This is a genomic window from Oceanospirillum beijerinckii DSM 7166, from assembly GCF_000422425.1.
Classification (GTDB): Bacteria; Pseudomonadota; Gammaproteobacteria; order Pseudomonadales; family Halomonadaceae; genus Oceanospirillum; species Oceanospirillum beijerinckii.
Map to the genome: position 1 here is coordinate 75,989 of NZ_AULT01000009.1, position 12,199 is coordinate 88,187.

General features: G+C 46.9%; 10 protein-coding genes. 8 read left to right on the forward strand and 2 right to left on the reverse strand.

The features are described from left to right. The first annotated feature begins 3 nt into the window (after positions 1-3). The 5 genes from H579_RS24100 to H579_RS0103640 are packed head-to-tail and all read left to right on the forward strand — an operon-like array spanning position 4 to position 7,894. On the forward strand, positions 4-1,572 hold the full coding sequence (locus H579_RS24100; RefSeq protein WP_211224660.1) for a type I restriction-modification system subunit M: 1,569 nt from the start codon (positions 4-6) through the stop codon (positions 1,570-1,572). Further along, on the forward strand, positions 1,572-2,747 hold the full coding sequence (locus H579_RS28420; protein WP_084623888.1) for a restriction endonuclease subunit S: 1,176 nt from the start codon (positions 1,572-1,574) through the stop codon (positions 2,745-2,747). The genes H579_RS24100 and H579_RS28420 overlap by 1 nt, the downstream gene beginning before the upstream one ends. A 3-nt stretch (positions 2,748-2,750) precedes the next feature. Further along, a complete protein-coding gene (locus tag H579_RS0103630; protein ID WP_028299546.1) occupies positions 2,751-5,801 on the forward strand; it encodes a type I restriction endonuclease subunit R in 3,051 nt (1,016 codons plus the stop codon). Positions 5,802-5,816: 15 nt separating this feature from the next. Next, the gene (locus H579_RS0103635; protein WP_028299547.1) at positions 5,817-7,118 is read left to right on the forward strand and encodes an AAA family ATPase; all 1,302 of its coding nucleotides are present in this window, start codon (positions 5,817-5,819) and stop codon (positions 7,116-7,118) included. Continuing rightward, on the forward strand, positions 7,115-7,894 hold the full coding sequence (locus H579_RS0103640) for a retron system putative HNH endonuclease (protein ID WP_028299548.1): 780 nt from the start codon (positions 7,115-7,117) through the stop codon (positions 7,892-7,894). Before H579_RS0103635 ends, H579_RS0103640 begins: the two co-directional genes overlap by 4 nt. A 69-nt stretch (positions 7,895-7,963) precedes the next feature. Here H579_RS0103640 and H579_RS0103645 read toward each other — a convergent pair whose 3' ends face one another. Beyond that, positions 7,964-8,827 (reverse strand): YicC/YloC family endoribonuclease, encoded by an 864-nt coding sequence (locus H579_RS0103645; protein WP_028299549.1) that lies wholly within the window; start codon positions 8,825-8,827, stop codon positions 7,964-7,966. Positions 8,828-9,038: 211 nt separating this feature from the next. Here H579_RS0103645 and rph point away from each other — a divergent pair, with 211 nt between their 5' ends. Continuing rightward, a complete protein-coding gene (gene rph, locus H579_RS0103650) occupies positions 9,039-9,761 on the forward strand; it encodes a ribonuclease PH (RefSeq protein WP_028299550.1) in 723 nt (240 codons plus the stop codon). A gap of 220 nt (positions 9,762-9,981) precedes the next feature. Here rph and H579_RS0103655 read toward each other — a convergent pair whose 3' ends face one another. Next, on the reverse strand, positions 9,982-10,743 hold the full coding sequence (locus H579_RS0103655; protein ID WP_028299551.1) for an exodeoxyribonuclease III: 762 nt from the start codon (positions 10,741-10,743) through the stop codon (positions 9,982-9,984). Positions 10,744-10,908: 165 nt separating this feature from the next. Between H579_RS0103655 and pyrE the strand changes: the two genes are divergently transcribed. Together pyrE and H579_RS0103665 are read left to right on the forward strand one after the other, a co-directional pair. Further along, positions 10,909-11,550, forward strand: a complete 642-nt coding sequence (pyrE, locus tag H579_RS0103660) for an orotate phosphoribosyltransferase (RefSeq protein ID WP_028299552.1) — start codon at positions 10,909-10,911, stop codon at positions 11,548-11,550. Positions 11,551-11,648: 98 nt separating this feature from the next. Continuing rightward, positions 11,649-12,197: a YfaZ family outer membrane protein gene (locus H579_RS0103665; protein ID WP_028299553.1), complete on the forward strand. Its 549-nt coding sequence runs from the start codon at positions 11,649-11,651 to the stop codon at positions 12,195-12,197. Positions 12,198-12,199: the final 2 nt, after the last annotated feature.

The window sequence follows — 12,199 nt, forward strand, 5'->3', positions numbered from 1 at the left end:
TTCATGAACAAAATAGATTTAGAAAGTCTTCTCTGGGGCGCAGCAGAATTTCTGCGTGGTCAGATTGATGCTTCAGACTACAAACAATATATCTTTCCGCTGCTGTTTTATAAGCGCCTATCCGATGTTTACCTGGAAGAATATAACGAAGCATTGGGTATTCATGATGGGGATGCTGAATATGCTGTGATGCCGATGTATCACAGGTTTAAAATTCCTGAAGAAGCCCGTTGGGAAAAGATACGTAATACCAGTAAAGAGATTGGCGAGGCGATTCAGAAAGCACTACGCTTGATTGAGTCCAATAATCCACGTTTGCATGGTGTATTTGGTGATGCTCAATGGACCAATAAAGAGCGCCTGCCAGATCACTTATTGGCAGATCTGATTGAACACTTCAGTAAAATTCCATTGGGGATTCAATCGGTTGCCCAGGATGATCTGGGTGAAGCCTATGAATATCTGATTAAAAAGTTTGCTGATGATTCCGGTCATACCGCTGCAGAGTTCTATACCAACCGTACCGTTGTACATTTAATGACCCGAATAATGGGCTTGAAACCGAGTGAGACGGCCTACGATCCTACGTGTGGCACAGGCGGAATGTTACTCAATGCGGTAATGGATCTGCGTGCTCGCGGCGAAGAATGGCGTAGCGTGCATCTTTATGGGCAGGAAGTGAATTTACTGACCTCCGCTATCGCCCGTATGAATATGTTTCTGCACGATATCGAAGAGTTTGATGTACTGCGTGGGGATACATTGGGAGAGCCGAAGTTTATCGAAGGTGATCAGCTTAAACAGTTTGATGTGATTTTTGCTAACCCGCCATACTCCATTAAAAAATGGAATCGGGATAAATTCTCAGCAGACCCTTTTGGCCGTAACCTCTACGGTGTACCGCCTCAGGGCTGTGCGGATTATGCTTTCTACACGCATATTATTCAGAGCCTGAAACCGGATACCGGCCGGGCGGCTATGTTATGGCCCCATGGCGTACTTTTTCGCGACTCAGAGCAATCGATCCGTAAGCAAGTTATTGAGTCGGATATTATCGAAGCGGTGATAGGCTTAGGGCCAAACCTGTTCTATAACTCACCGATGGAATCCTGCGTTGTTGTACTGAACTGCAATAAACCCGCAGAGCGAAAAAATAAGATTCTGTTTATTAACGGCGTCGAACATGTCACCCGTGAACGCGCTCATAGTCGCCTGTCAGATAATGATCTGGATGTGCTGACACAAGCCTATTTTGAGCCAGAAAAGCAGAGTGATATCACCGCATTAGTGGATATCGGCACCATTGCTGAAAACCAGCATAATCTATCGATTCCTCTGTATGTACAGGCTAAAAGTACCGATGAAACCCATGATATTGGCCATGCGATTGAAGCTTGGAAAGTCAGCCGGGTACAGCTAAAAAAACAAACCAAAAAACTGTTTAAAAGCCTTGCCGATCTTGGTTATGAAGTGCCCAAAGCAAAGAAAAATAAAGTGTTTACTGATGAGATGGCTGAAGAAGCCAGAAAAGTGTTACACAAAAAGCTCAATAAAAACGGAGCCGCAGATTAATGACTGACAAGCAAACTGTAAAATTTGGTGATATCTGCCGCGAAGTTAAATTAACGACTAAAGACCCTATTGCCGATGGTTATGAGCGTTATATCGGTCTTGAGCATTTGGACTCCGGTTCACTGAAAATTAAGCGCTGGGGTTTAATTGCAGAAGATAAACCCAGTTTTACCCGTGTCTTTAAAAAAGGACAAATATTATTTGGTAAACGCCGGCCTTACTTGAAAAAGGCCGCGATTGCGGAGTTCGATGGGATTTGTTCTGGCGATATTATCGTGCTTGAACCTAGAGATAGCTTAGTAGTCCCTAAAATTTTACCGTTCATAATTCAGTCTGATGGATTTTGGGAACATGCAGTTAATACTTCCTCGGGGTCACTATCTCCAAGAACAAAGTATAAAGAGCTAGCTAAGCTAGACTTGTGTCTACCTGGCGAGAAGAAACTGAATGTTTTTTCAGATTTATTTATTAAGTGTCAGGAATTATTGGATACTAATGATTCAATGGTTATTTCTCACTCTAGATTAAGGGCTGCCATGACCAATGATTTATTATTTACAAAAAATGGAGGGCCAGGATTTTGGGGGAATATTCCTAAAGGGTTTAGTGAAGTTGGGTTATCTGATATAACATTTGAATCAGCTTTTGGACCTCGCTATCCCTCAGATCTTTATTCTTCGACAGGCAATATAGGAACAATAAGAACTACTGATTTTACAAATGATGGTGAGATAAACTATGAAACAATTCCATTTGCAAACCTTAAAGAAAGTACCTTTAGTAAGCACTTTCTTAAGCCAGGTGATATTTTAATTACTCGATCTGGAACATGTGGGTTGGTTGCTGTTTATGATAAAGATGATTGCGATATAATACCTGGTGCTTTTATTATTAGGTTCAGGCTGAAACCAGGTTTTAATCCTTATTATATAAAATTGTTTCTTATGCTTCCTAGAGTGCAGCATTATATATCTCAAATAGCATCCGGAGGGGTTCAAAAAAATCTGACTAGTAAGAATTTATTAAAGATAAAGATATTATACCCTGATGATGACAGGGTTGTTGATAGATTGTTAGAGAGTGAAAGTGTTTTTTTAGATTTAAAAAGACATTTGAATGATAAAGTAACAGTTGTAAATAAAATAAATAATAGCCTTGTTTCTAAGATGGTTTAATTAATGTTCAACGAAAAAAGTGTCACAGAAGATGGAATTATTGACCGTTTAAAGAGCTTAGACGGGGTAAAGTGGACTTACTGTCACGGTGATAGCCTGCCTAAAAAGTCGCAGGATATTTTCGTTGATGAGTGGCTTAAAGAGGCGCTTTGTTCATTAAACCCTGACCTTAAGAATCAACCGGATTATGCCGATGAGGTGATCTATAAGCTGCGTGGTTTGGTGCTGGAAGCAAAGCATACAGGGTTGGTTAAGGCCAATGAAAATTTTCATGAATGGTTAATGGCTGAAAAGACGTTGCCATTTGGTGAAAACGGCGACCATATCACGATCAATCTGATCGACTTCGATAATATTGAAAACAATCACTTTGTGATATCGCGTCAGGTGCATTACCAGGCGGCAACGGAAGCTTATTTTGATATTGTGCTTTATATCAACGGTATGCCTCTGGTGGTGGGTGAGGTCAAAACGGCGACGCGGCCGAGCGTGACCTGGCAGGATGGTGCTGCGGACTTTATGGGTGGTACTAAGCATTATTGGCAGAATGTGCAGCCGTTTTTTGTACCGAATCTGCTGTGTTTTGCCAGTGAAGGTAAAACCTTTGCTTATGGTGCTGTTAATGCCCGAGTAAAAGATTGGGGGCCGTGGCACCGTACCGAGCAGCGAGGGGATATATTGCCCGGTCTGAATGCTGTGCTGGATAGTGCGGAGGGTTTATTAAATCCTCAGACGCTATTGCAGTTACTGGAATCTTTTGCGCTCTTCTCTTCGCTTAAAACCGGGAAGGATACTCCACCTAAGCGCATTAAGATTTTACCTCGTTATCCTCAGTTTGAAGCCGCGAAGCAAGTTGTTGAGCGTGTTAAACAAGGCTATCCGAAAAAAGGTCTGATCTGGCATTTTCAGGGGTCTGGTAAATCCTTGTTGATGCTGTATGCCGCTAAAATGCTGCGCTCTGATAATGGGCTAAATAACCCTACTGTTCTGATTGTGGTTGATCGTCGGGACCTGGATAGCCAGATCAATGAAACCTTTGGTGGTGCCGATGTTAAAAATCTTGTTCAGGTGAAAAGCTGTAAAAAGCTGGGCGAGTATATAGAGCAGGATAAGCGAGGCATTCTGATCACAACCATCTTTAAGTTTCAGGATATTAAGGTGGATGAAAGCCAGGCCGATGGCCTGAATGCCCGAGAAAATATCGTTGTATTGGTGGATGAAGCACACCGAACTCAAGAAGGTGATCTGGGTGAAAAAATGCGTTGGGCACTGCCGAATGCCCATTTTTATGGTTTAACCGGTACGCCGATTTCAGGCATTGATCGCAACACCTTTAAGTTATTTGGTGCTGATGAAGACCCCGGTCGTTATATGAATCGCTACAGCTATAAACAGTCGATTCGTGATGGCGCAACAAACCCGGTGAAGTTTGAGCCGCGTCTCGCGGAACTCAGAGTGGATCAGGATGCCATTAATGAAGAGTTTGAGCGTATAGCTCAGGAAAATAACTTATCTGAAGACGAAAAAGCGACTCTGTCAAAACGGGCTGGCAAACTGGCCGTTATGCTGAAAGCCCCTAAGCGCATGAAGGCGGTCAGTAAGGATATTGCGAAGCACTTCAAGCAACATGTACTGCCGAAAAAGATGAAAGGCATGGTGGTGGTCTATGACCGTGAAGCCTGCGTCACCATGTATCACCTATTGGGTAAGCGATTGGGGTTTGATGCCGTTGAAGTGGTGATGAATGTGGACCCTGCCCCGAGGATTGATAAAGAAGGTAAGAAAAACAAAGATTGGCTCAAGTGGCATGATGAGCTGGAGCTGGCGATTAAAGCGGAAGACTTTGAACGCTGGCAAACCCTTGATGCTGATGATCAGTTGCAGAAAGATCTGATCGAGCGCTATAAAGATCCGAAACAGCCGCTACAGCTGATTATCGTGACCTCCAAGCTGTTAACGGGTTTTGATGCGCCAATCTGCTACTGCATGTACCTGGACAAGCCTTTGCGGGATCATACGCTGTTGCAAGCGATGTGTAGGACCAACCGCCTGTATGAAACGAATGAAGTGCATAAAGGCATGGGGCTGATTATCGATTATTTGGGGGTATTCGAGAATCTACGTACTGCCCTGGCTTATAACCCGGAAGAGATTGATGGTGTTGTTGAAGGCATTGAAGCCTTTAAAGAACTGTTACCGGCACAGCCAGATAAATGTTTGACCTTTTTTCCTGATGTTGATCGCTCTGTTGAGGGTTTTGAAGGCATTATGGCGGCACAGGACTGCTTGCCCTCGAATGAAAAGCGCGACGAGTTTGCCGCCTGTTTTGGTGTTTTGGCAAAACTCTGGTCGGCCATTAGCCCTGATCCTTTTTTAACGCCTTATCGCCAGGATTATCAGTGGCTGGCTCAGGTGTATGAATCGGTTCGGCCTGTTGGGCAAACCGGGGCATTGGTCTGGGCTGCATTAGGGCCCGAAACTGTCAAAATGATTCACGAACATACGGATATTAAACGTATCCGTAGAGATATTGATGAGCTGGTGATGGATGAGCATGCTCTGTTTACTCTGACTCCTCAGGAGCAGGAACAAAGAGCAAAACGCTTGGAGATTGATCTGATGGGGCGTTTGCGCGGGCATGACGAGCCTAAGTTTGTTGAATTGGGTGAGCGTTTGGAAAAACTGCGCAGGGATTATGAGGCTGGTGTTATTAAGGCGTTGGATTGGTTAAAAGGCCTGTTAGATACCGCGCGAGATGCTGTTCAGGCAGAGCGTGATACGGGTGAACAAGTGGTAACGGAAGAAGATAATAAGCAGGCCCTAACAAAGCTCTTCCTGGAAACACGACCTGATTCAACCCCAAAAGTGATTGGTGATGTTGTAGAAGCTATCGATGATATCGTAATAGCAACCCGGTTTGATGGTTGGCAAGCTTCTGAAAGCGGTCCTCGTTTAGTTCAGCGAGCTTTGATGGTCACTCTGGCAAAGTTTGGGCTAGGAAAAGATAAAGAGTTATTTGATAAAGCATACGCCTATATTGAAAAACACTATTAAGAAAGACTGACTGGTATGAAAATCAACACGCTGCGCTTGCAACACTTTCGCCGTTTTAGCGACTTTACACTTCAATTTCACCCTCAGCTATCGGTATTAGTGGCGCGTAATGGCGCGGGTAAAACGAGTATTCTCGATGGTGTTGCTGTTGCGTTAGGGGCTTTTCTGACGCGTTTACCTGACGTGTCTGGTTTAAGCCCTAAAGCGGCTGACTTTCAGGTCTTCCCGGATGGTCGGAAGCCGCCATTTATGCGTATTCATTGCGAGTCAGCCCATGGTGTAAGCTGGGATCGCACTGAAAAACGGGATCAATCTGAAAAAACCAAAAAACTGATTCCTGATGGAATCGGCATTAAAGCATTGAATCAATATGTTGATCAGTTCATTGATGGCCTGAATGAGCAACAGGCTTTTGAGCTTCCTGTTTTTATCTATTACGGTACTGGACGAGGCGTATTTTCGATTCCTCAGCGCAAACGGAGTTTTCAGAAGGCATTCAGCCGGTTTGATGCGTTTAATGGCTCTCTTGAAAGCCGGACCAACTTTAAAAGCTTTGTTGAGTACTTTTATTATCTGGAATCGAAAGAGAACCGCTTACAGAAAGAGAAGCGCTCTTTTGATGTAGAAATACCTGAGCTTAAAGCCATTCGCAAAGCGATTAATACGATGTTGCCGGAGTTCAGTCATCCGGTAGCCGCTCAACCGGCAGGAATAGAGGTGGACTGGCTGCATGATGGGGTGAAAAAGACACTCAGAATGGAGCAACTGAGTGATGGTTACCGTACAACGCTGGCTATGGTGATGGATATTGCGGCCAGAATGGCGGAAGCTAACCCGGATATGTCAGATCCTTTGCAGACCGAAGGTGTGGTCCTGATTGATGAAGTAGACCTTCATTTACATCCGGGCTGGCAGCAAACCATTCTGCTGGATCTGATGCGCACTTTCCCGAATGTTCAGTTTATTGTCTCGACCCATAGTCCTCAGGTGATCTCTTCCGTTAAACCGGAATGCTTACGTGTGATTGACTGGCAGGATGAGCGGCCAGAGCTGGTCCCGATATCTTTTTCTGAAGGGGCAGAAGCTCAGCAGATGTTACTGGACGTGCTGGGCCTTAAGAGTCCTCGCGTGGAGGCGTTAGAGATTGTACAGAAGCTACATCGGTATCAGGCATTGGTGTCTGGAGATCAATGGGATGGTGATGAAGCGCTGAGATTAAGGGATGAGCTACAACGCTGGGGGGGGGAGTTTGAACCAGAACTGGCTCGTCTGAATATGGATATTCGAATGAAAGAGTGGGAGCGTAACCAATCATGAAAAAGGTTCTAAAGGGACAGGAACCGTCACTATTAGAAAATTATCGCATTTCTGCTCCTGGTAATACCTGGGAGGCATTCAGCAAAAAAACAGGACGGAAAACGCAGGTACAACAGCAGTTAAAAGCTGATCAGAACGGCTTATGCGCGTATTGCGAAATTGACCTTCTTGATGCGGATGAAGATGAAAACGGCGTAGCAGACTTTCGGGTTGAGCATTTTCATCCTAAATCCGCTACTGTTGCGGGAAGCCATAACTGGCATCTGGACTGGCATAATCTATTGGGCTGCTGTCACGGTGGTAGTAGAAATGATGTTATAGATAGCAGTGCACGTTATACCAGCCCGGATCATTCCTGTGATGTGCCAAAAGCTGATCAGAATCTGACGGGCGTTATCCTGAACCCACTGACAGATGTGCCTGCGTTTCCTGGGGTTTTTAAGTGTGACAGAGCAACCGGTATACTTTCAGTTAATACGAATAACTGTAATAAAGCGGGGATTAGCCCGGTTCAGGCTCAGCAGACGATCAATGAGTTACGGCTGAATGCCGATCGATTAAAGCGCTTCCGTAAAACAGTGCTGGATCGTCTGAATTATCAGTTACAAGAGCAGGTAAAGAGAGGTATCGCCGTGCCACAGGCGATGGATCAATTAGCGCAGGCTTATCTATGCAAAAATAATCAACAGCAATGGCCCGCTTTTTTCACCAGTATTCGTGATTATCTGGGCCCTGCTGCAGAGAGGCAGCTTCAGGCTATTGGCTATCAGGGATAGCTGAAAGAGCCAGAGACTGACTGATAACTGAATCCGTATCAGCCAGTGAACCGATAAATCACGTTCGGGTTATTCGATGTTCTGAATCTGCTCGCGCATCTGTTCGATCAGTACCTTCAATTCCACCGCACACTGAGTGGTTTCCGTCACGATAGATTTAGACGCCAGAGTATTCGCTTCCCGGTTCAGTTCCTGCATCAGGAAGTCCAGACGGCGTCCAATGGGGTCTTTTTTCTTTAGGATACGGCGTACTTCGGTCACGTGGGTATCTAAACGATCCAGCTCTTCGGCGACATCGGTTTTGTTGGCCAGAATCACCATCTCCTGCTCGATACGGGCGGGGTCCAGTTCTTCTTTAATGGTTTCCAGTTTTTCCAGTATCTGTTGGCGCTGACGTTCCAGAATACCCGGTAGGGCTGCACGTACCTGTTTGACGATCTCGTCGATGCCATCCAGGCGCTGTACAATCAGGTTGGCCAGCTCTTCACCTTCACGGGCACGGGCTTTGATCAGGTCTTTCAGGCCCTGTTTGTACAGTTCCAGCGCGGCTTTTTTGATCTCGTCCTGATCCACTTCTTCGTTTTGCAGTACACCGGGCCACTGCATCAGTTCCAGAGGGTTGATCTTGGCTGGGTTCTGCAGATGACTGCTGATGCTTTCGGCGGCACCGGCCAGCTGTTTGATCAGGGTCTCATTGATAGAGAATTGGTCGCTGACCTGAGCCGGTTGGAAGCGTAGTACGGACTCTACCTTACCGCGATTGAGTTGTTTACGTTGCAGTTCACGGATAGCCGGTTCCAGCTCACGCAGGGTTTCAGGCAGGCGGAAGTGTGGCTCCAGAAAACGCTGATTCACGGAACGTATCTCCCAACTCAGGCTTCCCCAAGGGTACTGGGCTTCTTGCCGGGTAAAAGCGGTCATGCTGTGAGTCATTTGGAGCTCCTGAGTGAGAATATTACGTGCTGATTTATAGTGGGCTAGTTTAGCGAAATCGTGCTTTAAAGTCTGCCTGCCCGGTCAGGACGTGTATAATTGCGTTATTCCAGTCTTTTTGCGGTCATTGTGTGCTGAGTGTCGCTTTGGTACTGCTGTGCGCTGACCGTCTTACTGTTTTCGATGAAACCATTTCCAGTAAAGGTGTTGTATGACAACTCGTCCAAGTGGACGTGCATCAGACCAGATGCGCGATGTGAAGATTACCCGTAACTATACCTGCCATGCGGAAGGCTCCGTGCTGGTTGAATTTGGCAATACCAAGGTGATCTGTACGGCCTCGGTGGATGCTTCTGTGCCCCGTTTCCTGCGTGGTAAAAACCAAGGTTGGGTGACGGCTGAGTACGGTATGTTGCCGCGTTCGACCGGCAGTCGTATGAACCGTGAAGCGGCCCGTGGTAAGCAATCCGGCCGTACTCAGGAGATTCAGCGTCTGATCGGTCGCGCCCTGCGTGCAGCGGTGGATATGGAGGCGCTGGGTGAGCATACCATTCAGATCGATTGTGATGTGATTCAGGCGGATGGTGGTACCCGTACCGCATCCATTACCGGTGCTTGTGTGGCGTTGGTGGACGCATTGCGTTGGATGCAGCGTGAGAAAATGATCAAGTCTGATCCGCTGAAGCAGATGATTGCGTCGATCTCTGTCGGTGTTTATGAAGGTATGCCGGTACTGGATCTGGATTACCCGGAAGATTCCAGTGCGGAAACCGATATGAATGTGGTGATGACCGATCAGGGTGGTTTTATTGAGGTACAGGGCACGGCAGAAGGTGCGCCTTACTCTCAGGAAGAGCTGCTGGCGATGCTGGAGCTGGCGAAGAAAGGCTGTGGTGAGCTGTTTGAGCTGCAACAGCAGGCACTGGCTGAGTAATGACGCGATCTGTTTCTGCTTAATGCTCTCGTATTAATGCTCTCGTATTAATGCTCTCTATTGATGGAGCGGCAGATGCAAAAAAGGCCTACAAGTGTAGGCCTTTTTCGTGTCTGTCCGGTCAAGTTTTAAGTTCGGGACTTAATGCGACTCTTAAACTCAGCTCCAGGCTGAGCGAAAGCATCTACCGGGCAGTCATCGTAAACGAGAACCAGGATGCTTACAGCTCGAGATCGTACTCGACAACCAGAGGTACGTGCTCTGAGAAGGTCGCTTGGGTATCAAACCAGGCGTTAACGATGTTACGGCGCATATTTGGCCCCGTCACCTGATAATCGATACGCCAGCCATCCTGACGGTTACGGGGCTGATCCAGCTCCGGGTACCAGGAGAACTGGTTTTCTTCACGGTTGACTTCACGGAAGGTATCCAGAAAGCCCATTGGCCCAAACACCTGATCCAGCCAGGCACGTTCAACTGGACGGAAACCCGGTGTGTCCTGATTATTGGACCAGTCTGCCAGATCAATCGTCTTATGAGCGGTATACCAGCTGCCGCAGATAATGTGCTCACGGCGTTTACGGCGCAGTTTCTTCAGATACTCGTTGAACTGCTCCATAAAGGCGTATTTTTCCTGAGGCGAACTGTTATCCGGCATCAGGAAAGAGGCGATACTGACCTTGTCAAAGTCGGCTTGAATGTATCGGCCCTGAAAGTCTGCCTGCTCAAAACCCAGACCGGTCATAATGGCCTTAGGCAGCTTGCGGCAGTAGACACCGACGCCGCTGTAATCGTCCTGGTCGGCGTCAAAAAAGTAACCTTCATAACCCTGTGGGTAAAGGATACTGTCATCCAATTCGTAGGATTTGGCTTGCAGATTCTGTACACAGATCACATCTGCGTCCTGCTGCTGCAGCCACTCCAGAAAGCCGCGTTCTACGGCGCGGCGAATGCCGTTTAAATTAATGTTGATGATCTTCATACATGGTTCCTGCTACGACTAGCGTGTATGATACCCGAGCTTTAGACGTTTTGGTAAGGAGACAGATAAAAAGTCGGGCTTTATGCGACTTTTTTATCATTTTGTCTGCCCATTAACGCTCTAAAGTGGTGATCTTTACCGCAGACAATCGATCGGAGTACTTAAATGAAAGACTATCAGCGCGAATTTATCGAATTTGCCATTGAACAGAATGTTTTACGTTTTGGTGAATTTACCCTGAAGTCCGGCCGTATCAGCCCTTATTTCTTTAATGCCGGTCTGTTCCGTACCGGTCGTGCGCTGGCCAAACTGGGCCGTTTTTATGCCGAGGCGATTGTTGCAGCGAAAGTAGATTATGACGTGATCTTTGGCCCTGCCTACAAGGGGATTCCTCTGGCGGCGGTCACGGCGGTTGCGCTGGCGGATCAGCATGACCTGGATGTGCCTTACGTATTTAACCGCAAGGAAGCCAAGGACCATGGTGAAGGTGGTGTACTGGTGGGTGCAGAGCTGAAGGGTAAAGCCCTGATTGTTGATGATGTGATCACTGCAGGTACCGCGATTCGTGAAGTGATGCAGATTATTGATGCGAACAAGGCTGAAGCCGGTGGTGTAGTCATCGCGCTGGATCGTCAGGAGAAAGGCAAAGGTGAACTGTCTGCCATTCAGGAAGTGGAGCGTGACTTTAATATTCCTGTGGTGAGTATTATTACACTGGAGCAGGTCTTACAGTATCTGGATGAGAAAGGCGGTCTGGAACAGCATGCCGATGCAATCCGTGCCTACCGTGAGCAGTACGGTATTTAATGGCTGGGTTGGCTGTAAGGCGGTTAACTGGAATTTGTGGATAGATGGCGCAAGAGAGCGCTAAGCAAAAGATTAGGATATTAGAGGATATAAACCCAATGAAACGTATTGCTTTGGCTGCTGCGGTAGCCAGCCTGGCGGCAACTGCACACGCTGCAACAATCGATGTAAACCTGAGTAATGATACGATCCGTGCAGAGTATGATGCGCCTCTGCCACAGCAGCGTCTGAATCTGTCGGTGGGTGGTATGTATCATGAAGAAAATGACAATGATGCAACGCTGGTTCACGCGGGTCTGCACACTCAGGAGCATACGGCTCAATACAGCATTGGCATGGGAGCCAAGGCGTACTGGCTGAACTCTGATAATGTTGACGGTATTGCAGTGGGTCTGGGAGGACAGGGCAGTTATACCTTCCCTCAGCTACCGCTGGTGCGCTTTGGTGGTCATCTGTATATTGCACCAAAAGTATCTTCGTTCAGTGATCTGGATGGCCTGATGGACCTGAGCGTGCGTGCGTACTATCAAGCACTGCGCGATGTAGATGTTTATGTTGGCTGGCGTAAGCTGAGTGTTGACGTAAAAGACGGCGGTGACAGCAGTCTTGATAAGGGTGTCAATATTGGTTTTGTTATGAACTTCTAACA